The organism is Pseudomonas paralactis (assembly GCF_001439735.1).
In the GTDB taxonomy this organism is placed as follows: domain Bacteria; phylum Pseudomonadota; class Gammaproteobacteria; order Pseudomonadales; family Pseudomonadaceae; genus Aquipseudomonas; species Aquipseudomonas paralactis.
In genome coordinates, this window is the sequence record NZ_JYLN01000002.1 from 712,211 (window position 1) to 739,134 (window position 26,924).

The following is a 26,924-nucleotide window of genomic DNA, read 5'->3' on the forward strand; positions in this document are numbered from 1 at the left end:
AGCCTGACGGGAGGCGCTTTCTTTTCAGCAAGCCTACGTCTGGCTGTCGCCTTCGTCTGCGTCGTCGCTGTCAGGCTCGTCGGTAGTCGAGTCGTCATCACCCTCGCTGCCGCCCTGGCCTTGGTCGCCTGGTTCGGCTTCGGACTTGGCCAACTGCAAGTCCGATGCGTGAACGCTGGTCGCCACCGCTGCGCTCTGCACCGGGTTATGCGCCCAGGCCGTCGACATCCCCAACGACAACAGCACCAGCACCTTCATCAACAGCACTACGCGTTGAAAAATACTCATGGTCGATTCCGTCCAGTCAGTAAATGGGCCCCGCACGGCAGTCATTAACTGCCACCAGCGTTTACGCTAGTCGCGATGCCGGATTACCGCCAATCCCCAGCCTTTTGGAGATCAAAATGTGGGAGGGGGCTTGCCCCCGATTGCGCAGTGTCAGAGCCCAATATACTGGCTGACACACCGCTATCGGGGGCAAGCCCCCTCCCACATTCTCTGAACCGCTCAGACCTTAGTGGTGCTCACGGGTCGCGCGGAACTTCACATCCGGCCAGCGCTCTTCCATCAACGCAAGGTTCACCCGCGTCGGCGCCAGGTAGGTCAGGTGACCACCGCCATCCACCGCGAGGTTTTCCACCGCCTTGTTGGAGAACTCTTCCAGCTTCTTCTTATCGCCACACTCGATCCAGCGCGCCGAATACACGGTGATCGGCTCGTAGGAGCATTCCACCTTGTATTCCTCTTTCAAGCGGCTGGCGACCACATCGAACTGCAGCACACCGACGGCGCCGAGGATGATGTCGTTGCTGCGCTCCGGGAAGAACACCTGGGTGGCGCCTTCTTCGGCCAATTGCTGCAAGCCCTGGCGCAGTTGCTTGGACTTGAGCGGGTCACGCAGGCGCACACGGCGGAACAGCTCCGGGGCGAAGTGCGGGATACCGGTAAAGCCCAGCGCTTCGCCTTCGGTGAAGGTGTCGCCGATCTGGATGGTGCCGTGGTTGTGCAGCCCGATGATGTCGCCGGCGTAGGCTTCTTCGAGCTGTTCACGCTCGGAGGAGAAGAACGTCAGGGCGTCGCCGATGCGCACGTCCTTGCCGGTTCGCACGTGGCGCATCTTCATGCCTTTCTCGTACTTGCCGGAGCAGATACGCATGAAGGCGATACGGTCTCGGTGCTTGGGGTCCATGTTCGCCTGGATCTTGAACACAAAGCCCGTGAATTTCTCTTCCACCGGTTCCACGGTGCGCTCGTTGGCGACGCGGGCCAGGGGTTTTGGCGCCCAGTCCACGACGGCGTCGAGCACGTGGTCGACACCGAAGTTGCCGAGCGCGGTACCGAAGAACACCGGCGTCAGTTGGCCGTCGAGGAATTCCTGCTGGTTGAACTCGTGGCAGGCGCCCTGCACCAGTTCCAGCTGGTCGACGAAACGATCGTACTCGTCGCCCAGGTGGGCACGGGCTTCGTCCGAGTCGAGCTTTTCAATGATCTTGGTTTCAGTGCGTTCATGGCCGTGGCCGGCGGTGTAGACGATGATGTAGTCGTCGGCCAGGTGGTACACGCCCTTGAAGTCACGATAGCAACCAATCGGCCAGGTAATCGGTGCGGCCTTGATCTTCAGGACGGCTTCGATTTCATCCAGCAACTCGATGGGGTCGCGGATATCGCGGTCGAGTTTGTTGATAAAGCTGACAATCGGCGTGTCACGCAGACGGCACACGTCCATCAACGCAATGGTACGCGGCTCGACACCCTTACCGCCGTCGAGGACCATTAACGCCGAGTCCACCGCCGTCAGGGTGCGGTAGGTATCTTCGGAGAAGTCTTCGTGGCCGGGGGTGTCGAGCAGGTTGACCATGTGGTCGCGATACGGGAACTGCATGACCGACGTGGTAATGGAAATACCCCGTTGCTTTTCCATCTCCATCCAGTCGGATGTGGCATGGCGGTCGGATTTGCGCGATTTCACCGTGCCGGCTACCGCGATTGCCTTGCCCATCAGCAACAGCTTTTCGGTGATGGTGGTTTTACCGGCATCGGGGTGGGAAATAATGGCGAAAGTGCGGCGTTTCGCGACTTCGGCGGCCTGGTGGGTCATGGGAAATCGCCTGGCAGGTGAGTCAAAAAAGGGCGGCGAGTATAGCGCAAACGAGGGGGTACGGACCACCGTTGAGCCCATTGGGGGTGGCTAAATGCGCCCAAGTGTGGAACCTTTTAAAAGGTCGAGACGTCCACTCCCCTGCTACCGCACTCGGAACAGGGGCTGAAATATCAGCAAGTTAGCCTGACGAGGCTGCGCTCATGGCTCGATCGCATACTGCATTGCCAGTATCGGCGAGTTGCTTTTCGCGAACTCATTCAGAGGCAGCCAGGAATGGCATTGCCGCCGGAAAATGTGTTCGCCGACAAAAGAAAAAAAGGAGTCCGCCTGTGGCTATTCGCTATGGCAAAGGGCTGATAGGAGGCGCGGTTGTCGTCGCACTCCTGGCCCTGCTGGTCCACTGGATCGGCATCAACACGATCGAACTGTACCGCGACGATTTGTTGTTTTACCTGCAAGCTCATCTGATTCTGGTTTTAGTCTCCATGCTGGCAGCCCTGATTGTGGGCATCCCCGCCGGTATCCTGCTCAGCCGACCCAATATGGTCGGGCGTGCAGAACGTTTCATGCAGATCTTCAACATCGGCAACACCGTCCCTCCCCTGGCCGTACTGGCCATCGCCCTCGGCGTCCTCGGCATCGGCAGCGGCCCGGCCATCTTCGCGCTGTTCCTCGCCTCCCTCCTGCCCATCGTGCGTAACACCTACGAAGGCTTGAAAAACGTTCAGGGTTCTCTCAAGGAAGCCGCCACCGGCATCGGCATGACGCCGCGCCAGGTGCTGTTTCGCGTGGAACTGCCCAACGCCGTGCCGATCATCATCGGCGGTGTGCGCGTGGCCCTGGCGATCAACGTCGGTACGGCACCTTTGGCGTTCCTGATTGGCGCCAACAGCCTCGGCAGCCTGATCTTCCCCGGCATCGCCCTGAACAACCAGCCGCAACTGTTGCTCGGCGCCGCGTGTACCGCGCTGCTGGCATTGCTGCTTGATGGCCTGGTGACCATGGCCAGCCGCCTCTGGCTGGAACGCGGGTTGCGCCCGTCTTAACGCCAGGAAAGGAATCGACATGAAAAAACTAAGCTTGATATTAGGCTGCGTCCTGCTGTTTGCAGGTATTGCGCAAGCCGCTGAAAAACCGGTGATCCGCATCGGCGCCCGGGTGTTCACCGAGCAGACCCTGCTCGCCGAAATCACCTCCCAGTACCTGCGCACCAAGGGCTACGACGCCCGTGTAACTGGCGGCCTGGGCAGCAACCTGGCGCGCAGCGCCCAGGAAAGCGGGCAACTGGACCTGATCTGGGAATACACCGGCGTGTCGCTGGTGGCCTACAACCACATCGACGAAAAGCTCGACAGCGAACAGTCCTACGCACGGGTCAAAGAACTCGACGCAAAAAAGGGCCTGGTGTGGCTGTCGCCATCGCGGTTCAGCAACACCTACGCCCTGGCGTTGCCGCAGAAAGTGGCTGAGGAACATCCCGAGATCAACAGTATCAGCGACCTCACCAAAGCCATGGCCGAAGACACCAGGGAACACCGCCTGGTCGCCCTGGACACCGAGTTCGCCAACCGCTCCGACGGCCTGGCGGGCATGGTCAAGCTGTACGACATGAACCTGACGCGCAAGAACACCCGGCAAATGGACGCCGGCCTGGTCTACACCGCGCTGCGCAATGGCCAAGTGTTCGCCGGTTTGGTCTATACCACCGACGGTCGCCTGAACGCGTTCAAGTTGAAGCTGCTCGAAGACGACAAGCACTACTTCCCGGACTACACCGCGGCCCCCGTGATCCGTCAGGAATACCTCGACCAGCACCCGCAACTGGCCGCCGAGCTCAAGCCTTTGGCCAACCTGTTCGACGACGAAACCATGCGCCAACTGAACGCAAGGGTCGACGTCGACCATGAAAGCCCGTCCGCCGTTGCCGCCGATTTCCTGCGCCAACATCCAATCAACTAAAAGGAGAAGACATGGAATTTTTGAACGCCTTTTCCCATCTTGATTGGGCCCAGGTCCTGCACCTGACCTGGCAGCACATCACCCTGGTCGGCATCGCCGTGATCCTCGCGATCTTTATCGGCGTACCCCTGGGCATCCTGATGACGCGCTTCCCGACCCTGGCCGGCCCGTTGCAAGCCAGCGCCACAGTGTTGCTGACCGTGCCATCCATCGCGCTGTTCGGCCTGCTGCTGCCGTTCTACTCCAAGTTTGGCCAGGGCCTGGGGCCGATGCCGGCGATCACCGCCGTATTCCTCTACTCCCTGCTGCCGATCATGCGTAACACCTACCTGGCCCTCACCGGTGTTGAACCGGGTATTCGCGAAGCCGCCAAAGGTATCGGCATGACCTTCGGCCAGCGCCTGCGCATGGTCGAACTGCCGATTGCCGTGCCGGTGATCCTCGCCGGTGTACGCACCGCCGTGGTCATGAACATCGGTGTGATGACCATCGCCGCCACCATCGGTGCCGGTGGCCTGGGTGTACTGATTCTGGCTTCCATCAGCCGCAGCGACATGTCGATGCTGATCGTCGGCGCCGTGCTGGTCAGCCTCCTGGCCATCTTCGCCGACCTGCTTCTGCAATGGCTGCAACGCTCGCTGACTCCAAAAGGATTGCTCAAATGATCGAACTTCAAAACCTGTCCAAGACTTTTCAAAGCAACGGCAAGACTGTCACCGCCGTCAACGATGTAAGCCTGACCGTCAACGAAGGCGAAATTTGCGTATTCCTGGGGCCCTCGGGCTGCGGCAAGAGCACCACGCTGAAGATGATCAACCGCCTGATCAAGCCCTCCTCGGGCAAGATCCTGATCAATGGCGAAGACACCACTGACCTGGACGAAGTGACCCTGCGTCGCAACATCGGCTACGTGATCCAGCAGATCGGCCTGTTCCCCAACATGACCATCGAGGAAAACATCGTGGTGGTGCCCAAGCTGCTCGGTTGGGACAAACAAAAATGCCACGACCGCGCCCGCGAACTGATGAGCATGATCAAGCTGGAACCCAAGCAGTACCTGCATCGCTACCCGCGTGAACTGTCCGGTGGCCAGCAACAGCGTATCGGCGTGATCCGTGCGCTGGCGGCCGACGCGCCGCTGTTGCTGATGGATGAGCCGTTCGGCGCGGTCGACCCGATCAACCGCGAGATGATCCAGAACGAGTTCTTTGAAATGCAGCGCGCGCTGAACAAGACTGTGATCATGGTCAGCCACGACATCGACGAAGCCATCAAGCTGGGTGACAAGATCGCCATCTTCCGTGCCGGCAAGCTGCTGCAGATCGACCACCCGGACACGCTGCTGGCGCACCCGGCCGACGAGTTCGTCAGCAACTTCGTGGGTCAGGACAGCACGCTCAAGCGCCTGCTGCTGGTAAAAGCCGAAGACGCGGCGGACAACGCCCCGTCGGTGAGCCCGGAAACACCCGTGGCCGATGCGCTGGAACTAATGGACGAGCACGACCGCCGCTATGTAGTGGTCACCTGTTCGGAGAACAAGGCCCTGGGTTATGTACGCCGTCGCGACCTGCACCGTCAGACCGGCACCTGCGGCCAGTACCTGCGCGAGTTCAACGCCACAGCGGCGTATGACGAACACTTGCGCATCCTGCTGTCGCGCATGTACGAGTTCAACCGCTCGTGGCTGCCGGTGATGGATGCCGAGCGGGTGTTCCTGGGTGAAGTGACCCAGGAGTCGATTGCCGAGTACCTGAGCTCTGGTAAGTCCCGTGGGGGCAAGACCAGTATTGTCTCCCCTGCCGAAACTGCTTTGGCCTGATGGATCGCTATCGCAGGCAAGCCGGCTCCCACACTTGAACTGCATTCTTATGCTGGAATGCATTCCCCTGTGGGAGCTGGCTTGCCTGCGATGAATACACCGCAAATCCATCTGATGGGCCCCATCCGGGGAACATCAATCCGTCACACCGGTCGGTTACATAAGTAGCTGCACGCGGCCGCGCGACGAACGCGTGCAAAAACGCGACATTTTTAGTTGATCCCACGCCCGCCAAGCCCTAAAGTTCGCGCCGAACGTCCATGCTGGAAACGATCCATCCGGCTCAAGTACTGACGACGAGACAGCAAGGCCAAGGGCAGCTTACCCCGTGGCCTTTTTGCTTTCGGCGACATGCCTTGGGAAGTAGGCGAACCAAAGTGGGGATACGGAGGACGTTCAGGAGGGTGTGTCATCAATGAATTCACGAGTGAATTCATTGATGACACACCCTCGCACCCATTGCTAATTTCAGTTTGCCCTTAGGAGTTCCCAGCATGTCGATCAACGTCGAAGATTATTTCGCGCGCGCCACCTTTGACAAAATGAAGGCGTTCGCCGACAAGCAAGAAACCCCGTTCGTGGTGATCGATACCGCGATGATCAGCCAGGCCTACGATGACCTGCGCGCCGGTTTCGAATTCGCCAAGGTGTATTACGCCGTCAAGGCCAACCCGGCCGTCGAGATCATCGACCTGTTGAAAGACAAGGGTTCGAGCTTCGACATCGCCTCGATCTACGAGCTGGACAAGGTCATGGACCGCGGCGTCAGCCCTGACCGTATCAGCTACGGCAACACCATCAAGAAATCCAGGGACATCCGCTACTTCTATGAGAAGGGCGTGCGCCTGTTCTCCACCGACTCCGAAGCCGACCTGCGCAACATCGCCAAGGCCGCGCCGGGCTCGAAAGTGTATGTGCGCATCCTCACCGAAGGCTCGACCACTGCCGACTGGCCGTTGTCGCGCAAATTCGGCTGCCAGACCGACATGGCCATGGACCTGCTGATCCTCGCCCGCGACCTGGGCCTGGTGCCTTACGGCATCTCGTTCCACGTCGGCTCGCAACAGCGCGACATCAGCGTGTGGGACGCGGCCATCGCCAAGGTCAAGGTGATCTTCGAACGCCTGAAAGAAGAAGACGGCATCGAGCTGAAGCTGATCAACATGGGCGGCGGCTTCCCGGCCAACTACATCACCCGCACCAACAGCCTGGAAACCTACGCCGAAGAAATCATCCGTTTCCTCAAGGAAGACTTCGGTGACGACCTGCCGGAAATCATTCTGGAACCTGGCCGTTCGCTGATCGCCAACGCCGGCATCCTGGTCAGCGAAGTGGTGCTGGTAGCGCGCAAGTCCCGTACCGCCGTCGAGCGCTGGGTGTACACGGATGTGGGCAAGTTCTCCGGCCTGATCGAAACCATGGACGAAGCCATCAAGTTCCCGATCTGGACCGAGAAGAAAGGCGAGATGGAAGAAGTGGTCATCGCCGGCCCGACCTGCGACAGCGCCGACATCATGTACGAAAACTACAAGTACGGCCTGCCGTTGAACCTGGCCATTGGTGATCGTCTGTACTGGTTGTCGACCGGTGCCTACACCACCAGCTACAGCGCGGTGGAATTCAATGGGTTCCCGCCGTTGAAGTCGTTTTACGTGTAATAAGACGGTTATAACTAAAAAGCCCATGACGTTTCATGGGCTTTTTTCTGTCTGTGGTACGCGCCCTCAGCGATCTTCGCGAACGTGCCATAACCGTAGAATATAGAGTGTCGACTGTTGAATTTCGTAGCGCATTTCGTAATGGCCGACTAAAAGTCTTCTTACGTCGCGCGGTGAAAACTCTTCAATTCTCTCACCGATGCGCGGATTATCGAGCAGCGTGTCAGGCGCTTGAGACAGTGACTGCACGATGCGGGCGGCAGCTTCGCGGTTTACAACAGAGAGGAAGTCATATAATCGAGCCAGGTCGGATAAGGCTTTACTTGTCCACCTCAGCTCCATCAGCGCGGTACCGGTAGCGGCGAATCGGTGCTCAGGCTATCTGCCCAGGCCTGCACTGCCTGGTGATCGATCACGCGCCCCGCATCTACATCTGCCATAGCCTCAAGCGTCAGCCGGCTGCGCTCTTCTTCTTGATCGACCCAATCAGCGAGGGCCTGTTTCACCACCCATCCGCGTGAGCGATCCATTCGCGCGGCAATCTGGTCAACTTTCTGAGCAAGGGCAGTGGGAATATGAGCTGTCATTACTTTGGTTTCGGCACCCATGAAAACTCTCTCTGCGGATAAATGACAAGCAGGCGATTAAAAATGATTCAAGCTTAATCATAGTGACTTAAGCCAGAGCTTCAACCTTCGATCCTTGCCGTTCATCGACAAACCGGAACACGTGAATGTGTAGAAACGGGGTCCTACAGCGTTTTCTCCAATTGGTCCGCGTGCCCTTGATAAGCCTCGGCCATGGCGCGAATCTGTGGGTCATTGGCCTGTGCCAGCGCCTTATGCGCCGTTCGCAGGAATTTGAAATTCCCAGCCGCCAAAGCCTTGCGCAGCCATTCCAGCGCAGCGTCGATCTGCCCTCTGTCCGCCAGCACCGCTGCATAGCTGAACTGCCCCCGAAAATCCCCGGCTTCGGCGGAGCGTCGGTACCATTCTACGGCTGTCTCTAGATCCCTGGGGCAATACTGGCCGTCTTCCAGATAACGCCCCAGCAGGTTCATCGACTTGGCGTGGCCCTGCCCTGCGGCCTGGCGATAAAGCGTCAGCGCTTGGGCCTGGTCTTGCTCAATGCCGCGACCGGTAGCCAACAGGTTGGCGTAGTTGTACTGGCCCCAATCCAAGCCGGCCTCTGCTGCCAGCCGGTATTGCCGCGCAGCTGCCGCTTCATCGACGGAGCAACCCCAACCATGCTCCAGGCAACGTCCGGCCATATTGCGCGCCATCAAATGCCCGCCCTGCGCCGCAATCTGGAACCAGCGCAGTGCCAGGGCCTCATCGCGGGCAATGCCGCGCCCTTCCAGCAGGATTTGCCCGAGCAGGGCCTGGGCATCGACCACACCTGCCTTGGCGGCGATCAGGATCGCCTGGGCGGCGCGCACCGGGGAGTCGTCGAGCATGGACTGCAATTGCTCGACATTGAGCACTTCCTGACGACGCAATAAAAAGCCCATCTCAGACCTCGACCCAGCGGCGCAACAGGTTGTGGTAGGTGCCGGTGAGCTGGATCAGCGCCGGGTGATCGGGCACGTCGCGGGTCAGTTGCTGAATGGCGCCGTCCATCTCGAACAGCAAGGTGCGCTGGCTGTCTTCGCGCACCAGGCTTTGGGTCCAGAAGAACGAGGCATAGCGCGCGCCACGGGTCACCGCGTTGACTTTGTGCAGGCTGGAGCCGGGGTATAGCACCATATCACCAGCAGGGAGCTTGACCCGTTGCAGCCCGAAGGTGTCCTGAATCTCCAGTTCGCCGCCGTCGTACTCGTCGGGATCGCTGAAGAACAGCGTGGACGACAGGTCGGTGCGCACGCGCTCGTGGCTGCCTTTGGGCTGGCGCACCGCATTGTCGATATGAAAGTCAAAACTGCCGCCTGCGGTATAGCAGTTGAGCAGCGGCGGGAAGACTTTGTGCGGCAGCGCGGCCGACATGAACAGCGGGTTGCTCCACAACCGCTCCAGCATGGCTGCGCCAATTTCCTTGGCCAAGGGGTGACCTTCAGGCAATTGCAGGTTGTGCTTGGCCTTGGCCGACTGGTGACCGGCGGTGATTTTGCCGTCAGCCCATTCGGTCTCTTCCAGGGCTTGGCGAATGCGCAGCACCTCCTCGCGAGAGAACAGGCCGGGAATGTGCAGCAACATGAGGCAATACCTGCGATCAGAGAGGCGCCAATGGTATTGATTCTTATCCGCCCTGTAAAACCCGGGGACGAACGAGAACGCAAAATCCGTAATGAAAAAGTGTAAAGAATGTAAATTCGATGCGAATAGCAATATCTCGCAATTGATACAAAGTCTTGTTGGCCCTATATTCCGCGGCCTCACATCCTTGGGGAAGGGACACGTCATGTCGCGCACTACACTAATAACAACCGCCAGTTCACCGCGTATGCTGGCCTCGGCCATCGGCGTTGCACTCAGCGCCAGCTCTGCCGCCCACATGGCGCAGGCAGCGGAAAACACCGAGCAAAAAGGCGAGCGCAACCCTATCTCCCTCGGCGCCACCAATATTACCGGCCAGGATCAGGACAACACCTCCTACCAGGTGGAAAAAGCCTCGTCGCAGAAGTACACCGCGCCGCTGGTGGACACACCGCGTTCGGTCACCGTGGTGCCGCAACAAGTACTCAAGGACACGGCCGCCACGTCGTTGCAGGATGCCTTGCGCACCGTACCGGGCATTACCTTCGGCGCCGGTGAAGGCGGCAACCCCCAGGGCGACCGCCCGTTCATTCGTGGTTTTGATGCCCAGGGCGACACTTACCTGGACGGCGTGCGCGACACCGGCGGCCAGAGCCGCGAGATCTTCGACATCGAGTCGATCGAAGTCAGCAAGGGCCCGAACTCCTCGTTCGGCGGCCGTGGTTCGGCCGGTGGCAGCCTCAACCTGGTGAGCAAGACCCCACAAGCGCGGGACTTCACCAACGGCGGCTTCACCTACGGCTCCGATCAGACTCGCCGCTACGTGCTCGACGTGAACCGCCAGTTCCTCGACGACAGCGCCGCCTTCCGCCTGAACCTGATGAGCCACGAACAAAACGTCGCCGGCCGCGATGCGGTGAACTACGACCGTTGGGGTGTCGCCCCGTCGCTGACGTTTGGCCTGGGCACGCCGACCCGCGTCAACCTCAGCTATTACCATATGGAAAGCGATGACCTGCCGGATTCGGGGATTCCGTATGGCTATGGCTCACCGACCGCCACCGCCCACGCTCACGACAAACCCAACGACGGCGGCGACAGCAACAATTTTTACGGTTTGAAAAGCCGCGATTTCCGCAAGACCCGCGCCGACATCAGCACGTTCTCTATCGAACACGACCTGAACGACAACATGACGCTGAAGAACACCCTGCGTCATGGCAGCACCGGCCAGGACTATGTGCTGACACAACCGGATGACAGCAAATTCAACGTCAACAAGTACGGCACCGTATGGCGTCGTGCCAATAGCCGTGTTTCCACGACCACCACAACCACCAACCAGACCGACCTGTTCGGCAGCTTCCAGGCGCTGGGTTTCAAGCACAGCTACTCCACCGGCCTGGAATTCACCGGTGAAGAAACGCGTGTCAGCGGCTATACCGTTTCGCCAAACGGTAATCCTTTAGGTGGTTGCACACCTGACAAGGTCGGCAATAGCGGTGGCAGCTGCACGTCCCTGGCCAACCCGAACCCGGACGATGCCTGGACCGGCAGCGTCGCGCGCAATTACATGGGCACCAACACCAAGGCCACCAGCCGCGCCGCCTATGTGTTCGACACCATCGAACTCGATCCGAAATGGCTGCTGAACGTCGGTCTGCGCTATGACACCTTCGATACCGAAGCCAACAGCAACGCCGTTGCCGGACGTTCCAAGATCAAGGACGACAGCCAGTTCTTCAACTGGCAGGCAGGCCTGGTGTGGAAACCGCTTGAGAACGGCAGCATCTACGCGTCCTACGCGACCTCGGCCACGCCAGCCGGTGGCCTGGTAGGTGAAGGCTCCGACGGCAACCCGCTGTCAGCCGGTGCCGCCACCAGCGACTTGCAGCCCGAAGAAACCGTTAACTACGAACTGGGCACCAAGTGGGACCTGTTCCACGATCGCCTGTCTCTGACCGCTGCTATCTTCCGCACCGAGAAGAAAAACACCCGCATCCTGGTGGACGCCCTCACCTACCAGAACGCCGGTGAATCTCAGGTCGACGGCATTGAGTTGTCCGCCAGCGGCAAGATCACAGATAAATGGCAGTTGTTTGCGGGCTACAGCTACCTGGACAGCGAGCTGGTCAAATCCGGTCTCAATGGACGTAATGGCGTGGTGGGCACCGGCTCCAGCAAAGGCAACCAGATGCCCAACACGCCGAAGAACTCCTTTAGCCTGTGGACCACCTACGACATCACGCCCAAGCTCACCATCGGTGGCGGCGCCTTCTATGTCGATCAGGTTTACGGCGATGTCGGCAACACTGTGTACGTACCTTCCTACACCCGTTACGACGCCATGGCCAGCTACAAGCTGACCAAGAACGTCGATCTGCAACTGAACGTGCAGAACCTGACCGACAAGACTTACTACGACAAGGCATTCTCCACGCACTTCGCCAACCAGGCGGCCGGTCGTACCGCCCTGTTGACCACCAGCTTCCACTTCTAAACGCAGTCAATGCTCGACCCAAAGCCCCACGTATCGGATGCGTGGGGCTTTTGTGTGTAAAACAGAATTTTTCTCGATAACCCACGGCATAATGCGCGCCGTGACATCGATATCCAGATAAGCGAGGCGGCCCGACGTGTTGAAGAAAACCCTGTTTCAGTTGCACTGGTTCTTCGGCATCACTGCCGGGCTGGTGCTGGCCTTGATGGGGATCACCGGGGCTGCGTACTCGTTCCAGGATGAAATCCTGCGGGCCCTCAACCCCACGGTTCTGAACGTACAGAAACGCGAAGCCGGTGTGCTGCCGCCTGCCGAACTGGTGCGCAAGCTGGAAGCCACCGAAGGCAAGAGCGTGGCGATGTTGTGGGTGGAAAGCGACAGCGGCAATGCCGGCCGGGTCGCCTTTACCCCGCCGCCGGGGGAGCGTCGTGGCCAGATGCGCTACTTCGACCCGTATACCGGCGACTACCTGGGCGACGCCGTCGGCCAGGATGTATTCGGCTTTATCCTGCAACTGCACCGCTTCCTCGCCATCGGCGACACCGGGCGCAATATCACGGGCGCTTGCACCCTGATCCTGGTGTTCTTCTGCCTCTCCGGTTTGTACCTGCGCTGGCCGCGCCAGGTAAAAAGCTGGCGCGTGTGGCTGACCCTGGACTGGCGCAAAAAGGGCCGCAGCTTCAACTGGGACCTGCACTCGGTGTTCGGCACCTGGTGCCTGCTGTTTTACCTGCTGGCGGCACTGACCGGGCTGTACTGGTCTTATGACTGGTACAACCAGGGCGTGACCAAACTGCTCTCTGATGCACCGCAGAACGAGCGGATGCGCAAGCGCGGCCCGCCGCCCTCAGGCCCGGCGCCGGTGGCCAACTACGACGCGATCTGGAGCAGCATCTACAGCAACGCCGGCCCCGATCTGAGTGCCTACAACATCCGAATGCCGGGCGTCGCCGGGCAACCGGCCACCGTGTATTACCTGCTCAAGGATTCGCCCCATGACCGTGCGCTGAACCAGATCAACCTGGACCCGGCCACCGGTGAGGTCAAATCCCTTGACCGCTACGCCAGCAAGAGCCTCAAATCGCAATTGCTGACCAGCGTCTATGCGTTACACACCGGCAGTTATTTCGGCCTGATCGGGCGCATCGTGCTCACCGTCAGCTCGCTGCTCATGCCCCTGTTTTTCATCACCGGCTGGCTGTTGTACCTCGACCGTCGTCGCAAGAAACGCCAGGTACGCCAGGCCCGCCAAGGTTTGAGCGCCAACCCCGGCGATGCACCGGCCTGGCTGATCGGGTTTGCCAGCCAGAGCGGCTTTGCCGAACAGTTGGCCTGGCAGACTGCCGGGCAATTGCAGGCCGCCGGCGTGGCGGTCAAGGTGCAGCCCCTGGGCAGCGTCAGCCGCGACGACCTCAGCCAGTCGCAACATGCGCTGTTTGTGGTCAGCACCTTCGGCGATGGCGAAGCCCCCGACAGTGCCCGTGGTTTTGAGCGCAGCGTGCTCGGCCAGGACCTGCCCCTCAAAGGTTTGAACTACTCGGTGCTGGCCCTGGGTGATCGGCAGTACCAACACTTCTGCGGTTTTGCCCGACGCCTGCACTTCTGGCTGACCAACCAGGGCGGCAACCCGCTGTTTGCCCCGGTGGAAGTCGACAGCGGCGACGCAGTGGCCCTGCACACCTGGCAACAGCAACTGGGCCAGCTCACCGGTCACGCCCCCGCGGCAACCTGGCAGACGGCCCAGTACGAAAGCTGGACGTTGAGCCAACGCCGCCTGCTCAACCCCGGCAGCGTGGGGGCCGATGTGTACCTGCTCGGTCTCACAGCGCCCTCGCCTCATAGCTGGCTCGCCGGCGACCTGGTGGAAGTCTTGCCGCGCAATTGCCCGTGGGCCGTGGAGCATTTCCTCGACGGCCTCGGCCTGGCCGGCAGCGACGGCGTATTGATCGACGGTTTGGCACAAACGCTCGATCAAGCCCTGGCCAGCCGACAACTGCCGGACAACCGTGCGCATCTGGTCGGCCTGCATGCCCAGGCCCTGGTGGACGCGCTGGTGCCCCTGAGTATGCGCGAATACTCCATCGCCTCGATTGCCAGTGACGGCGTGCTGGAACTGATCGTGCGCCAGGAGCGCCACCCCGACGGCAGCCTGGGTCTGGGCTCCGGCTGGCTGACGGAACACGCCGCCATCGGTTCCGGCATCAGCCTGCGCCTGCGCCGCAACAGTGCCTTCCACCTGCCGGACGCTCCCGTGCCGTTGATCCTGCTGGGCAACGGCACCGGCCTTGCCGGCCTGCGCAGCTTGCTCAAGGCGCGCATTGCCGATGGCCAGCAGCGCAACTGGTTGCTGTTTGGCGAGCGCAATATCGCCCACGACTACCTGTGCCAGGACGAACTGCAAGGCTGGCTCGCCAGTGGTGACCTGGCGCTGCTGGACCTGGCGTTTTCCCGCGATCAGGAAGAGAAGGTCTACGTACAGGATCGCCTGCGCGAATCGGCGGATGTCCTGCGCAAATGGCTGGCGGACGGTGCGGCGATTTATGTCTGCGGCAGTTTGCAGGGCATGGCGACGGGGGTGGATCAGGCGTTGGTGGATATCCTGGGCAGTGAGACGGTGGAGCGCCTGATTGAACAGGGCCGCTATCGTCGGGATGTGTACTGAGATTTTCAGACACTGAAGAATCAATGTGGGAGGAGGCTTGCCCCAATACCTGTAGGAGCGAGCTTGCTCGCGAAAAACTCACAGGCGCCGCGTGTATTCAGGAAGCACGCGTTATGGTTGACGTTTTTCGCGAGCAAGCTCGCTCCTACAGAGGGCGATGTGTCACTTAACCCCCCACATTTTTTGACTGCATTCCAGGTCAGGCCGGTTGCAGTTTTTGCTCAAACACCGAGACGCCGTCGAGATCGCGCAAAATAACCGTCAACTCCCCCGTCTGCCCATCAATCTGCACTTCACCAAAAAACTGAAAACCCGCAAACGGCGAGGTGTTTTGCGCAGGCGGGGCTTTCTCGAACACGACTTGCGGGCCAAAGGTTTTATCCAGCGGATTGGGCCCGAAGCTGCCGGCATTCAGCGGCCCTGCCACAAACTCCCAAAATGGCTCGAAATCCTGGAACGCCGCCCGGTCCGGATGGTAGTGGTGCGCCGCGCAGTAGTGCACATCGGCCGTCAGCCACACATGGTTGCGCACCTTCTGCGCACGCAGGAAACCAAGCAGTTCAGCAATCTCCAACTCACGCCCCTGCGCCGGGCCGGGGTCGCCATTGGCGATGGCTTCCCAGCGCGCCACGCCGGGGCTGACTTCGCCGTCGGGCACGCCCAGGCCGATCGGCATGTCGGCGGCGATCACCTTCCACTGTGCCTGCGACGCCTTGAGTTCGCGCTTGAGCCAGTCCAGTTGCTGGCGACCGAGGAACGGTTTTTCGCCGCCCAGGTTGTCGTCATTCGGCCCGCGATAGCTGCGCATATCCAGCACGAACACGTCCAGCAGCGGCCCGTAACTGAGCTTGCGGTAAATACGCCCGCCGCCGTCGGCACTCTGACGGCGCATCGGTGAATACTCCAGCCAGGCCTGGCGCGCACGGCCGACCAGGGTATTGATGTCACGGGTTTGGTAACGCTCATCCAGTTGTTTGCTGGAGGACCAGTTATTGATCACCTCATGATCGTCCCACTGCCAGATCTGCGGCACTTGGGCATTGAAGCGGCGCACGTTTTCATCCAGCAGGTTGTAGCGGTAATTGCCGCGATACTCATCGAGGGTTTCCGCCACTTTGCTCTTGGCCTCGGTGGTGATGTTGCGCCAGATACGTCCGCCTTCGGTGGTCAACTGCGCGGGCACCGGGCCGTCGGCGTAGATGGTGTCGCCACTGTGGATAAAAAAGTCCGGCAAGCGCAGGCGCATGGCTTCGTAAATGCGCATACCGCCAATCTCCGGGTTGATGCCGAAGCCCTGGCCCACGGTATCGCCGCTCCACACAAAACGAATGTCGCGACGCTGTTGCGGCTCGCTGCGCAAGTGACCAAACCACGGCTCGCTGGCGACGCCGGTCTGCGCGTCTTCGAAGTGAACACGGTAGAAGATCGACTGATCGACCGGCAAACCGGTGAGTTCGACACGGGCGGTAAAGTCGCTGCGGCTGTCGGCCAGGGGGGAAACCAATCGGCGGGGGTTGCTGAACACACTGCGGGTGTCCCACTCCACCACCATCTTCGCGGGGCGGTCGCTGCGGCTCCAGATCATCGCCCGATCGCCCAGCAGGTCGCCCGATTGCACGCCATCGGTGAGTTGCGGCCGGTCCTTGACCGAGGCGATCACCGCCGGGGCCAGGCCCGGCAACAACAGGCCGGCGCCTACGGCTTGCATCACGCGGCGACGGCCGAGATCGAAGTGGCTCATGCAGGTGCCCTCTTGAGTATCAAAAGGGCCACTTAAGCATGATGGGATGAAGCGGATATGACAGGATCCAACGGTAGGAGCGAGCTTGCTCGCGAAAAACATCAACGATCACGCGGGCTTCCTGAATGAACGCGGCGCCTTTGAGTTCTTCGCGAGCAAGCTCGCTCCTACAGGGTATTGGTCAGGCAGTCACGGCCAGCTCGGCCGCTTCCGGTCGCTTGAGCACGGCATACACCAACCCCGTCAACACACTGCCCGCCACAATCGCCAACAAGTACAACAACGCATGGTTCATCGCATTGGGAATCACCAGTACAAACAAGCCGCCATGGGGCGCGGCGAGTTTGCAGCCGAAGTACATCGACAGTGCGCCGGTCAACGCGCCACCGGCGATGCTGGCCGGGATCACGCGCAGCGGGTCTTTGGCTGCAAACGGGATCGCGCCTTCGGAGATAAAGCACAGCCCCAGGATCATCGCGGCCTTGCCGGCTTCGCGTTCGGTCTGAGCGAATTTGCGCCGCGCCAGCAAGGTGGCGATACCCATGCCAATCGGCGGCACCATGCCGGCGGCCATGGTCGCGGCCATCGGTGCGCCGCTCGACGCCGCCAGCAGGCCGACGGAAAACGCATACGCCGCCTTGTTGATCGGCCCGCCCAAATCCACGCACATCATGCCGCCGAGCAAAATGCCCAGCAGCACCGCATTGGTGGTGCCCATGGTGCTGAGAAAATCGGTGAGCCCCGTCAGCAAACGTGCGACCGGCGGGCCCACCAGGTAGATCATCACCAGGCCGGTGAACAGGCTCGCCAGCAACGGGATGATCAGGATCGGCTTGAGCGCCTCCAGGCTCTGGGGCAACTGCACCGCACGGCTGATCAGTTTGACGCAGTAACCCGCGACGAAACCGGCCAGGATGCCGCCGATAAACCCAGCCCCCAGCGTCCCCGCCAGTAAGCCGCCGATCATGCCCGGCGCCAGGCCAGGACGGTCGGCGATCGAGTAGGCGATGTAGCCCGCCAGCAGCGGCACCATCAGCAGGAAGGCCTGGTCACCGACGCTTTTCAGCGCCGCAGCCAAAGTGCCTGGCTGCTCGAAAGCATGGATGCCGAACACAAATGACAAGGCAATCAATAAGCCCCCCGCCACCACCATCGGCAACATGTACGACACGCCGGTGAGCAGGTGTTTGTAGACCCCGGTTTTCTCCGACTTGGCCGGCGCGCCGCTGGCGGCGTTTTCCACCGCGCCTTCAGCCAGGGATTTGTTGAGGATGGCTTCGGATTGCTTGAGGGCGATGCCGGTGCCACAGCGGTAAATTTTCTTGCCGGCAAAACGCTCGGTGGCGACTTCAATATCCGCCGCCAGTAACACCACGTCGGCCTCGGCGATGGCTTGCGGGCTCAGCGGTGTGCGGGCGCCGACCGAGCCCTGGGTTTCGACCTGCAAGTCGTAGCCCAGGCGCTTGGCGGTCTGCTGCAAGGCTTCGGCGGCCATGAAGGTGTGGGCCACTCCGGTCGGACACGCCGTAATCGCGACAATACGCGGCGCATTCTTCGCCGCCACCGGGGCGTCACTGGCGACATACACCTGGGCCTCTTCAGCGCCCCGGCGCAGTACGCCTTCGACATCTGCCAGCGCCTGGGCGGGCGTGGTCTGGAATACGCGCTTGCCGATAAAACGCTGCATATCTACCGGGGTGCTGCTGACCAGCAGTACCCACTCGGCATCATTGATCGTGGCTTGGGACAACTGACGTTCCGGGCGCTGCACATCGACGACTTCAACACTGGTGTGCAGGCCCATGCGCTGGGCTGCGGCGTCCAACAAGCGGGCGCACAGCACACTGGTGACCATGCCGTTTGGGCAGGCGGTAACAATGGCTAACTTCATCACAAACCCTCTTATTGTTCTGTCAGCGTGCGTACGTCGACGCCGCTTTCAAGGCGCGCCAACTGCGCGTCATCGCTGATGCCGAAACCGATCTGCGTGACGGCCATCGCGGCAATCGCTGTAGCGCGGCGCAAGGTGTGCTCAGGCGTATCGCCACTGAGCAAACCGTGAAGCATCCCGGCCAGCAGCGAGTCGCCAGCACCCACGGTACTGGCCACCGTCACCTTGGGCGGCGTGGCGTGCAGCGCCGCGCCTGGGCGATACCAGGTCACACCCGCGGCGCCATCGGAAACAACTACATGTTCGACGCCTTGCTGATGCAGTCGGCTGATGGAATCGGTGGCATTATCCAGGGCCTCGGTCAGCTCTTCGGTATTGGGTTTGACCAGCCACGGGCCAACCTCCAACCCCAGGCGCAGCGCTTCACCACTGGTGTCCAGGGCCACTTTCAACCCGAGGTCTTTCAACGCCTCCAGCAACCCTTTAAACCACTGCGGGCTGACGCCGCGCGGCAAGCTGCCGGCCACCACCACCGCATCGAACTCCGGGCCAATCATCGCGATCATCTTGAGCAGCGCTTTTTGCGCCTGCTCATCCACCAGCGGCCCCGGAGCATTGATGTCGGTGACACGCCCATCCTGTTCGGCAATCTTGATGTTGCTACGGGTTTCGCCGGGGACACGTATGAAGGCATCGCCAAACCCACGGCGTTTGATCAGTGCATCGAAAGCCTGCGGGTTGGCGCTACCGAGAAACCCGCCCACACTGACGTAGTGGCCCAGGTCGGCCAGCACCTGAGCCACGTTCACGCCCTTGCCGGCCGCGTGGGTCAACATCGCTTCACTGCGATTAACTTCGCCGGGTTCCAGGCGCGCGAGGCGCACCGTGAGGTCCAACGCCGGGTTCAGCGTCAGGGTCAAAATCTTCGCCATCTACACGGCCTCCACTAGGGCACGCACTTGCGCGGGCGAACCCACCGCCAGTGCCTGTTGCGCCAGGCTCTGGGCCTCGCTCAGACTGAATTCGCGCACCCGCGCCTTCACTTCCGGAATGCTGCGGGCCGACACGCTCAACTCATCCACCCCCAGGCCCACCAGCACCGGCACCGCCAGCGGGTCTGCCGCCAACTCGCCGCACACGCCGACCCATTTGCCATGGGCATGGGCCGCGCGCACGGTGATGTCGATCAGTTGCAAGACCGCCGGGTGCAAGCCATCGGCCTGGGCCGACAGGGTCGGATGGCCGCGGTCGATGGCCAGGGTGTACTGGGTGAGGTCGTTGGTGCCGACGCTGAAAAAATCCACTTCCTTGGCGAGGACCGGCGCCAGCAAGGCGGCTGACGGCACTTCGATCATGATGCCCAGTTGCAAATCGGCGACCGGGATTTCCAGGCGCAGGCGCTCGGTCATATCCCGGGCGGCGCGCCATTCATCCACGCTGCCGACCATGGGGAACATGATGCGCAGCGGTCGGTTATCCGCCGAACGCAGCAGTGCACGCAGTTGCGCTTCCATGATCTGCGGGCGCTGCAAGGTCAGGCGAATGCCGCGCACGCCAAGGAAGGGGTTTTCTTCCTGGGCGATGGGCCAATAGGGCAAGGGTTTATCACCGCCCACATCAAGGGTGCGCACCACCAGCGGGCGACCGCCGAGCCCATCGAGGACGCGGCGGTACTCGGCTTCCTGGGTAGCCTCGTCCGGCGCCTGTGGGTGGGCCATGAAAATCAGTTCGGTGCGCAGCAGGCCAATGCCTTCGGCGCCCTGCTCCACCGCACTCGCCACACCAGCGCTTTCACCGATATTGGCGAAAACTTCCACGGCGTGACCGTCACGGGTCAGCGCCGCTTCGTGGCGTTGAGCCGACGCGGCTTGCAGGCGTTGCTCGCGGGTGTCGCGTTCTACGGTGGCGCGTTGCAGGGTAGCGGTGTCGGGGTCGACATGCAGGCGACCACGCTGGCCGTCGAGCAACAGCGGCGTACCGGCGCTCAGCAACAGCACCGCAGCACCGGCGCCGACCAGAGCGGGAATCCCCAGGGCGCGGGCGACGATGGCGCTGTGAGCGGTGGCACCACCGCGGGCGGTCAGAATGCCGGCCACGCGGGCCGGGTCCAGACGCGCAACGTCCGAAGGGCCGACTTCATCCATCACCAGTATGTAGGGCTCGCTGGGCTCCTGGGCAGTTTCTACGCCGCACAACTGCGCCAGCACGCGACGGCCGATGTCACGCAGGTCGGCGGCGCGCTCGGCCAGCAAGGCGTCCTGCAAGGCTTCCTGCTGCCTGGCGGCGGCTTCGATCACGCTCATCCACGCGGCTTCGGCGCTTTCGCCTTGCTTGAGGCGGGTATCGACTTCGTCGGTCAGCTCCGGGTCGTCGAGCATTTCCTGATGGGTGATGAAAATCTCGCGGATGGCCTTGGCCTGGCTGCGTTCGATCAGGCCCTGAATATCCTTGCGCACATCGCCCAGGGCGGTGTGCAGGCGCTGGCGTTCGATGGCGGCAGACTCACCGCGCAGGGGGTAATCGAACAGCTGTGGAATCTGGATATGCGCCGGGCCGATGGCGATGCCGGGCGCGGCGGCGATGGCCTGGATCTGGCTACCGCTTGATGGCGCGCTGAGCACCGGCTCGATATCCACAGGGGCAGGCTGGGCGCTCAGGGTCGGCAATGGCTCGACCTCTTCGCCAAGGCCCTCTTCGACGGCGGCCGACAGTGCAGGCAGGGCATCGCCGGCAATCGTCGGCTCGGCAACAAACTCCAGCACCTGGCCGCGACGCGCACCGAGGCTGAGCAACTTGCTCAGGCTTTTAACCGACACCGCGCCCACGGGGCCATCAACGATGCGCACGCGGATATCGCCGTCAAAACTTTTGGCCAGTTGCGCAAGGATCTTGGCCGGGCGGGCGTGCAAGCCATGGGCGTTGGCCAAGGTGATGCGCGCGCTGGGCCAGTCGGGCGGCAATTCCCCGCCCAGCACTTCCAGCACCGCACGGCTGCTGGTGGCACGGCCCAGTTCCTGGCCGCGCCCTTCAATCAACAGGGCACACAAGCGTTCAAGCAAGGTTTGATGGGCTTCGCCCAGGCTCGCCAGGCAGAACAGGCCGTGCAGGGGCTGGCCGAGGTAGCGCATGGGTTTGTCCGGTGTGACAAACGCCAGGCCCGGGCGCTTGACCGTCTGTTCACTGTGCAGCCACCACAGGCCATCGCCCAGGGGCAACGCGTCAACCTGTTGCAACACCGCGGCAAAACCATTGCTCACGCAGTCGGCCTGGCGCAGCAGGCGTGCACCGCGCCACACCAGCTCTTCAAAATCATCGGCAGACACACCCAGGCTGATCATCTGCGCATCCAGTGCCAGTTCCTGCGGCGCACCTTGCAGCAGCTTCAACAACGCTTCGGCGCTGCCGGCACGGCGCAACGCCTGGCCAAGGTCGGTTTCACCGAGGGCACGGGTCAGCAGTTGCAACAGGCGCAGGTGTTCGTCGGATTTGGCGGCGATGCCGATGGCCAGGTAAACGATCTGGCCATCGCCCCAGTCCACCCCTTCGGGGAACTGCAGCAGGCGCACACCGGTGGTGAACACCTGGTCGCGGGTTTCGGGGGTGCCGTGGGGAATGGCGATGCCCTGGCCGAGAAAGGTCGAACCCTGGGCTTCACGGGCTTGCAAGCCACTCAGATACCCCTCGGCAACCAGGCCATCGGCCACCAGTTTGTCAGCGAGCAGGTGCAAGGCAGCAGATTTATCCACAGCCACCTGGCCCATGGATATCTGCTCTACAGTGAGCTCAAGCATGCCGTTCTCCTAGTTAGTGCGATGTGCGCACTAGGTATTGTTTTGAATAAATCAGCGCGAGACGTTCAAAAATAACTGACTGAGTGGTCAATTGGCAGTAGCCACTCAGGGGCGAACATCGTAAAAATACGCTTGCTGAAACGTTTAATCTAGAATTTATGGCAGATTACGCGTTAATTGCGCAAGCTTGAAGCACCACTCGGCGCCTGTCGTGGGACATTGGTCGTGAGCTGGAATCGGTTACGATTGGACAAAATGTCGGGGCACGCTCTAAAAAACAAGGAAATCCCGGTTTGAAACTCAGCGATATTGCACGTCTGGCCGGTGTGTCCGTCACCACCGCCAGCTATGTCATCAATGGCAAGGCCGAACAGCAGCGCATCAGCAACGCAACCGTTGAGCGTGTGCGTGCCGTGGTCCAGGCCCATGGTTTTACCCCCAACCCTCAAGCCGCCGGGCTGCGCAGCCGGCATACGCGCACCCTGGGGTTCATCCTGCCAGACCTGGAAAACCCCAGTTACGCTCGCATTGCCAAGCTGCTGGAGCAAGGCGCGCGGGCACGGGGTTATCAGTTGCTGATTGCCAGTTCCGATGACGAAGCCGACAGCGAACGCCAACTGCTGCAACTGTTCCGTGCGCGACGCTGCGATGCGTTGTTCGTCGCCAGTTGCCTGCCGGCCAGTGATGACAGCTATCGCGACTTGCAAGCCAAGGGGTTGCCGGTGATTGCCATCGACCGGGTGATGGAGCCTGAGCAGTTCTGTTCAGTGGTCAGCGATGACCACCAGGCCTGCCAGCAACTCACCAGCAGCCTGCTGCAACCGCTGCCCAAGCAAATCGCGCTGATTGGCGCACGTCCCGAGCTGAGCATCAGCCAGGAACGCACCGCAGGTTTTCGTGAAGCGCTGCAAGACTTCACCGGCGAAGTGATCATCGAACAAGGCGAAGCTTTCAGCCGTGACTGCGGCCGACAGCTGATGGAGCAACTGCTGCAACGTCTGGGGCATTTGCCTGACGCGCTGGTGACCACTTCCTACGTGCTGCTGCAAGGTGTGTTCGATGCGCTGCATGATTTCCCGCTCCGGTCGCGGCCGCTGCGCCTGGGCACGTTCGGCGACACCCAATTGCTGGACTTCCTGCCGCTGCCCGTCAACGCCATGGCCCAGCAACATCAACTGATCGCCGAAACCGCACTGCGCCTGGCCCTGGCGGCCATTGAAGAAGAGCAGTACCAACCGGGCGTGCACGCGATTGGCCGCACGTTCAAGCAGCGCATTCACGAGGCCTGAGCGTGGAGCTGATCGACACCCACACCCACCTGGACTTTGCGGATTTCGATCACGACCGCCCGCAAGTCCTCGCCCACAGCCGTGAACTCGGGGTGCGGCGTCTGGTGGTCCTGGGGGTGTATCAGCAGAATTGGCAGCGGCTATGGGATCTGGTGCAGCAGGACGAAGGCTTATTCGCGGCCTTCGGCTTGCATCCGGTGTATCTCGATGAGCATCGTCCTGCCGACCTGCTGGCGTTGGGCGACTGGTTGACGCGCTTGCACAGCCATCGGCAACTCTGCGCCGTGGGCGAAATCGGCCTGGATTACTTCCTTGAACACCTGGATCGCGAGCGCCAGCAAAGCCTGTTCGAGGCCCAGCTGAAACTCGCGGCGGACTTCCAACTGCCCGCCTTGCTGCATGTACGCCGCAGCCACGCCGCCGTGATTGCCACCCTCAAGCGCATCCGCCTGTCACGGGGCGGGATCATCCATGCGTTCGCCGGCAGCGTTGAAGAGGCCCGCGAGTACATCAAGCTGGGTTTCAAACTCGGCCTGGGCGGCGCTGCCACCTGGCCCCAGGCCCTGCGCATGCACAAGGTACTGGCCCAACTGCCCCTTGAAGCCGTGGTACTGGAAACCGACTCGCCGGACATGGCCCCGGCCATGTACCCCAACCAACGCAATAGCCCGCAGCACCTCCCGGCTATCTGCACCGCCCTGGCTGAGCGCATGGGCATCAGCCCTCTATTGCTGAGTGAGACGAGCACACGCAATGCGTGCGAGCTGTTCAACTGGTAGCGGGCTGACGACTTGCAAGCTCAAGGTCATCCTTTGCCGATAACGGGCGTAGCGCACGACCAGAAAATGAATCGACACCGTCACCAGCGAAATGTAGAACTGCCCGATCACGCTGAGCAGCCCCAACCACTCTGCGAACAACGCCATCAGCAAGGTGGCGCAGGTGAGCATGATCATGCTGGGCCGCACCAGCGCCCATTGGTCCAGGGCGCGAAACTGACGCAACTGCTTGTGGCAGCACAGCTTCAAGCCCGAATGGCAGTACGCGCAGTCAAACGGTACTTCAATGGCGATGGCGTTCAGTTGCCAGGGCTTGAGCTCAAACGTCATGTCGCACTGGGCACAGTGCCCTTTGATGCCGATTGCAGCGGCCATCGTCGTATCCTCTCGTGACCGTGACTGATGAAATAAATTCTCACCCATTCACGCCGCGATAAAACACAGCCCGGCAAATCAGGACAAATGCCACGTGATTCACGGCGTGGTCCCACAGAAAATTCTTACACCCGAAACGCGCCAATCAATTGCTTCAACTCAATGACCTGCGCCGACAACTGCCGGCTGGCCGCTTCGGTCTGTTGAGCGCCTTGTGCCGCATGTTCACCGGCGCGATTGATTTGCACAATATTCTGGTCGATGTCGTGAGCGACCGCCGTTTGCTGCTCGACGGCAGCCGCGATCTGCTGGTTCTGGTCCACAATCATTCCTACAGCACCAAGGATATTTTCCAGGGCGTGCTGGACCTTTTCAGACTGCCCTACCGTGCCACTCGCCATTTCATGGCTGCTGCCCATCGCCTTCACCGCTGCGCCGACGCCACTGTGCAAGCGCATGATCATTTGCTCGATTTCTTCAGTGGAGTGCTGAGTACGCCGAGCCAGGGTGCGGACCTCATCGGCCACTACGGCAAAACCGCGTCCTTGTTCACCAGCGCGCGCAGCTTCGATGGCGGCGTTGAGCGCCAACAAATTGGTCTGTTCGGCAATGCTTTTGATCACCTCCAGTACGCTGCTGATGGACTGGCTATCGGCCGCCAACTGGTTGATCACCCGCACCGACTCATCGATCTCCAAAGCCAGGCGTGCGATGCCGCTTTGTTGAGATTGCACCAGCGCCCGCCCGCTGACGGTTTCATCATTGACGCTTTGTGCACTGTTGACGGCCGCCGCCGCGCTGCGCGCCACTTCCTGGGCGGTGGCAGACATCTGGTTCATCGCCGTTGCCACTTGCTCGATCTGGCTGCGCTGGCCGGATACCGCCTGGTTACTCTGCGCCGATACCGCTTGCACCTGGCCGGCCTGCAACTCGACCTGGCTGACCGTATGCCCGACGCGCTCGATCAGGTCGTGAATTTTGGCCACGGTGCCATTGAATACCTGGCCCAAATCGCCCAACTCATCGCGGCTGTGAGCAACGAACGTGACCGTCATGTCACCGGCCGCGACTTTGTCCATCATCGCTCCCAGGCTGCGCAAGGTCGTGCGGGTGGAGACAAAGAAACCTGCATATAAATAGAAAATCAGCGCAAACACCGCCACCAGGGCCGCGACCAGCAACACCATGTGCAAGCGGTTCTGCGCCAGACGTTGCTCCAGTTGCTGCCCAATGAACGCCAGGGTGGCGTCATCGAGTTGATAGGTCTTGGCCATCAGTTGGCTGACGCCGTCATAAAAACCTTGCCAGGGTGTGTCCAGCGTCTCGGCCATCACCACCTGCTCTTCGAACAGCTCACTGCCTTGCTTGAGACTGGCCTGGCTGGCTTGCGCCAAGCTATCGAGTGCTGCGTGCGCGGCGTTGCTGGCGCCCAGCGCGTCGTGCAGCTTCAAGCCGTATTCGCCCTGGAGCTTTTCGACCTGCTGCAACAGCTCGTCAAAGCGCGTACTGGAGGAGGAATTGATAAAGCCCTGGCCCAGGGAATACGCACCCATCGCGCGGCCCTCACCCAGCAGTTGCGTAACCTGCGGAGTGACCGCAGTGACCAGGTCGCTGAGCTGGCGCAGATCACTCTGTGCATCACGGCTCAGGCCGGCTTGGCTGGCGATGATTTGGCTGAGCATCTGGGCCTGGTTGAGTAACTTGCCGATCAACGCCGCTTTGTTGAGCAACGAGGTTTCCTGCTGTTGGACCTTGAACGCGTCGATCAGCTCGTCGCGCTTGTTTTCAAAGACTTCGACTTGCTCAGGCTGCGTCGCCATGGCGTGCAACCCCTGCAACCGCTCCAGCACACGTTGCTCCAGTTCATTGATCTGCGCCTCTAGATCCGCCGCCTTGCCGGACTGCCCGAGGATGACGTTGATCTGTACCTGGTTATTCAGCGTTTCCAACTCACGCCGCAATGCCAGGCTACTGCCAAGCAAATCGAGGCTTTGCAGTTCGATACGGGTGCCCTGAAATTCGCGCCACGAGTCACGCACCAGGTAATAGTTGGTCGCCAGCATCGGCAGCAGGAACAGCACGCTGATCAGGCTGAACTTCATGCCGAAGCTCAGGCGGTTCATCAGCGCAACGGCAGGATAGAGCAAGCTCATCACAGGTGATCTCC

General features: G+C 61.1%; 20 protein-coding genes and 2 pseudogenes. 9 read left to right on the top strand and 13 right to left on the bottom strand.

Features of this window, described 5'->3' with window-relative positions; all coding sequences use genetic code 11:
• Positions 1–33: 33 nt before the first annotated feature.
• Positions 34–288, bottom strand: a complete 255-nt coding sequence (locus TX23_RS07430; protein WP_057701632.1) for a hypothetical protein — start codon at positions 286–288, stop codon at positions 34–36.
• Between the two features lie 226 nt (positions 289–514).
• Entirely contained in the window at positions 515–2,098 is a 1,584-nt protein-coding gene (locus TX23_RS07435) for a peptide chain release factor 3 (protein WP_057701633.1), read from the bottom strand.
• Between the two features lie 332 nt (positions 2,099–2,430).
• Between TX23_RS07435 and TX23_RS07440 the strand changes: the two genes are divergently transcribed.
• From TX23_RS07440 to TX23_RS07460, 5 genes are all read left to right on the top strand, one after another.
• On the top strand, positions 2,431–3,147 hold the full coding sequence (locus tag TX23_RS07440; protein WP_004372306.1) for an ABC transporter permease: 717 nt from the start codon (positions 2,431–2,433) through the stop codon (positions 3,145–3,147).
• A 19-nt stretch (positions 3,148–3,166) separates the two neighbouring features.
• Entirely contained in the window at positions 3,167–4,060 is an 894-nt protein-coding gene (locus TX23_RS07445) for a glycine betaine ABC transporter substrate-binding protein (RefSeq protein WP_057701634.1), read from the top strand.
• A gap of 11 nt (positions 4,061–4,071) precedes the next feature.
• Positions 4,072–4,725: an ABC transporter permease gene (locus TX23_RS07450; protein ID WP_005784720.1), complete on the top strand. Its 654-nt coding sequence runs from the start codon at positions 4,072–4,074 to the stop codon at positions 4,723–4,725.
• On the top strand, positions 4,722–5,879 hold the full coding sequence (locus TX23_RS07455; protein WP_057701635.1) for an osmoprotectant ABC transporter ATP-binding protein OsmV: 1,158 nt from the start codon (positions 4,722–4,724) through the stop codon (positions 5,877–5,879). Before TX23_RS07450 ends, TX23_RS07455 begins: the two co-directional genes overlap by 4 nt.
• Before the next feature lie 494 nt (positions 5,880–6,373).
• A complete protein-coding gene (locus tag TX23_RS07460) occupies positions 6,374–7,537 on the top strand; it encodes a type III PLP-dependent enzyme (RefSeq protein WP_057701636.1) in 1,164 nt (387 codons plus the stop codon).
• Between the two features lie 66 nt (positions 7,538–7,603).
• On the opposite strand, the gene TX23_RS26940 is transcribed toward TX23_RS07460, so the two are convergent.
• From TX23_RS26940 to TX23_RS07475, 4 genes are all read right to left on the bottom strand, one after another.
• The gene (locus tag TX23_RS26940) at positions 7,604–7,879 is read right to left on the bottom strand and encodes a type II toxin-antitoxin system RelE/ParE family toxin (protein WP_080765562.1); all 276 of its coding nucleotides are present in this window, start codon (positions 7,877–7,879) and stop codon (positions 7,604–7,606) included.
• Entirely contained in the window at positions 7,879–8,145 is a 267-nt protein-coding gene (locus TX23_RS07465; protein WP_003188468.1) for a CopG family ribbon-helix-helix protein, read from the bottom strand. Before TX23_RS07465 ends, TX23_RS26940 begins: the two co-directional genes overlap by 1 nt.
• A gap of 143 nt (positions 8,146–8,288) precedes the next feature.
• Positions 8,289–9,047: a tetratricopeptide repeat protein gene (locus tag TX23_RS07470; RefSeq protein WP_057701637.1), complete on the bottom strand. Its 759-nt coding sequence runs from the start codon at positions 9,045–9,047 to the stop codon at positions 8,289–8,291.
• 1 nt (position 9,048) lies between these two features.
• Positions 9,049–9,729, bottom strand: a complete 681-nt coding sequence (locus TX23_RS07475; RefSeq protein WP_034126270.1) for a Fe2+-dependent dioxygenase — start codon at positions 9,727–9,729, stop codon at positions 9,049–9,051.
• A gap of 205 nt (positions 9,730–9,934) precedes the next feature.
• Here TX23_RS07475 and TX23_RS07480 point away from each other — a divergent pair, with 205 nt between their 5' ends.
• Together TX23_RS07480 and TX23_RS07485 are read left to right on the top strand one after the other, a co-directional pair.
• On the top strand, positions 9,935–12,229 hold the full coding sequence (locus TX23_RS07480) for a TonB-dependent receptor (protein ID WP_057701638.1): 2,295 nt from the start codon (positions 9,935–9,937) through the stop codon (positions 12,227–12,229).
• 136 nt (positions 12,230–12,365) lie between these two features.
• Entirely contained in the window at positions 12,366–14,891 is a 2,526-nt protein-coding gene (locus tag TX23_RS07485; RefSeq protein ID WP_057701639.1) for a PepSY domain-containing protein, read from the top strand.
• Between the two features lie 199 nt (positions 14,892–15,090).
• On the opposite strand, the gene TX23_RS07490 is transcribed toward TX23_RS07485, so the two are convergent.
• The 4 genes from TX23_RS07490 to ptsP form a co-directional block, all read right to left on the bottom strand.
• Positions 15,091–16,632, bottom strand: coding sequence for an alkaline phosphatase D family protein (locus TX23_RS07490; RefSeq protein ID WP_032877824.1), 1,542 nt, complete (start codon positions 16,630–16,632; stop codon positions 15,091–15,093).
• 181 nt (positions 16,633–16,813) lie between these two features.
• Entirely contained in the window at positions 16,814–18,523 is a 1,710-nt protein-coding gene (locus TX23_RS07495) for a PTS fructose-like transporter subunit IIB (RefSeq protein WP_057701640.1), read from the bottom strand.
• A gap of 11 nt (positions 18,524–18,534) precedes the next feature.
• Complete coding sequence (gene pfkB, locus TX23_RS07500) at positions 18,535–19,455, bottom strand: 1-phosphofructokinase (RefSeq protein ID WP_057701641.1); 921 nt, start codon at positions 19,453–19,455, stop codon at positions 18,535–18,537.
• Positions 19,456–22,314, bottom strand: a complete 2,859-nt coding sequence (gene ptsP / locus TX23_RS07505; RefSeq protein ID WP_057701642.1) for a phosphoenolpyruvate--protein phosphotransferase — start codon at positions 22,312–22,314, stop codon at positions 19,456–19,458.
• Positions 22,315–22,607: 293 nt separating this feature from the next.
• Here ptsP and cra point away from each other — a divergent pair, with 293 nt between their 5' ends.
• Both cra and TX23_RS07515 read left to right on the top strand, forming a co-directional pair.
• Positions 22,608–23,603 carry a catabolite repressor/activator gene (gene cra, locus TX23_RS07510; protein WP_057701643.1) on the top strand — a complete coding sequence of 332 codons (996 nt, stop codon included), beginning with the start codon at positions 22,608–22,610 and terminating at the stop codon, positions 23,601–23,603.
• A 2-nt stretch (positions 23,604–23,605) separates the two neighbouring features.
• Positions 23,606–24,382, top strand: a complete 777-nt coding sequence (locus TX23_RS07515; protein ID WP_057701644.1) for a TatD family hydrolase — start codon at positions 23,606–23,608, stop codon at positions 24,380–24,382.
• On the opposite strand, the gene TX23_RS07520 is transcribed toward TX23_RS07515, so the two are convergent.
• The 3 genes and pseudogenes from TX23_RS07520 to TX23_RS28745 form a co-directional block, all read right to left on the bottom strand.
• Positions 24,329–24,757, bottom strand: a complete 429-nt coding sequence (locus tag TX23_RS07520) for a hypothetical protein (protein WP_057701645.1) — start codon at positions 24,755–24,757, stop codon at positions 24,329–24,331. The two genes, TX23_RS07515 and TX23_RS07520, sit on opposite strands and share 54 nt — an antisense overlap.
• A 125-nt stretch (positions 24,758–24,882) precedes the next feature.
• Positions 24,883–25,455 (bottom strand): annotated as a pseudogene (locus TX23_RS28920) (methyl-accepting chemotaxis protein); the annotation flags it as partial.
• 333 nt (positions 25,456–25,788) lie between these two features.
• Positions 25,789–26,910: pseudogene (locus tag TX23_RS28745) on the bottom strand (methyl-accepting chemotaxis protein); the annotation flags it as partial.
• Positions 26,911–26,924: the final 14 nt, after the last annotated feature.

Excerpts from the sequence above, each read along its gene's own strand:
- TX23_RS07430 (WP_057701632.1), bottom strand. The coding sequence starts at position 288 with ATGAGTATTTTTCAACGCGTAGTGCTGTTGATGAAGGTGCTGGTGCTG.
- TX23_RS07435 (WP_057701633.1), bottom strand. The coding sequence starts at position 2,098 with ATGACCCACCAGGCCGCCGAAGTCGCGAAACGCCGCACTTTCGCCATT.
- TX23_RS07445 (WP_057701634.1), top strand. The coding sequence starts at position 3,167 with ATGAAAAAACTAAGCTTGATATTAGGCTGCGTCCTGCTGTTTGCAGGT.
- TX23_RS07450 (WP_005784720.1), top strand. The coding sequence starts at position 4,072 with ATGGAATTTTTGAACGCCTTTTCCCATCTTGATTGGGCCCAGGTCCTG.
- TX23_RS07455 (WP_057701635.1), top strand. The coding sequence starts at position 4,722 with ATGATCGAACTTCAAAACCTGTCCAAGACTTTTCAAAGCAACGGCAAG.
- TX23_RS07460 (WP_057701636.1), top strand. The coding sequence starts at position 6,374 with ATGTCGATCAACGTCGAAGATTATTTCGCGCGCGCCACCTTTGACAAA.
- TX23_RS26940 (WP_080765562.1), bottom strand. The coding sequence starts at position 7,879 with ATGGAGCTGAGGTGGACAAGTAAAGCCTTATCCGACCTGGCTCGATTA.
- TX23_RS07465 (WP_003188468.1), bottom strand. The coding sequence starts at position 8,145 with ATGGGTGCCGAAACCAAAGTAATGACAGCTCATATTCCCACTGCCCTT.
- TX23_RS07470 (WP_057701637.1), bottom strand. The coding sequence starts at position 9,047 with ATGGGCTTTTTATTGCGTCGTCAGGAAGTGCTCAATGTCGAGCAATTG.
- TX23_RS07475 (WP_034126270.1), bottom strand. The coding sequence starts at position 9,729 with ATGTTGCTGCACATTCCCGGCCTGTTCTCTCGCGAGGAGGTGCTGCGC.
- TX23_RS07480 (WP_057701638.1), top strand. The coding sequence starts at position 9,935 with ATGTCGCGCACTACACTAATAACAACCGCCAGTTCACCGCGTATGCTG.
- TX23_RS07490 (WP_032877824.1), bottom strand. The coding sequence starts at position 16,632 with ATGAGCCACTTCGATCTCGGCCGTCGCCGCGTGATGCAAGCCGTAGGC.
- TX23_RS07495 (WP_057701640.1), bottom strand. The coding sequence starts at position 18,523 with ATGAAGTTAGCCATTGTTACCGCCTGCCCAAACGGCATGGTCACCAGT.
- pfkB (WP_057701641.1), bottom strand. The coding sequence starts at position 19,455 with ATGGCGAAGATTTTGACCCTGACGCTGAACCCGGCGTTGGACCTCACG.
- ptsP (WP_057701642.1), bottom strand. The coding sequence starts at position 22,314 with ATGCTTGAGCTCACTGTAGAGCAGATATCCATGGGCCAGGTGGCTGTG.
- TX23_RS07520 (WP_057701645.1), bottom strand. The coding sequence starts at position 24,757 with ATGGCCGCTGCAATCGGCATCAAAGGGCACTGTGCCCAGTGCGACATG.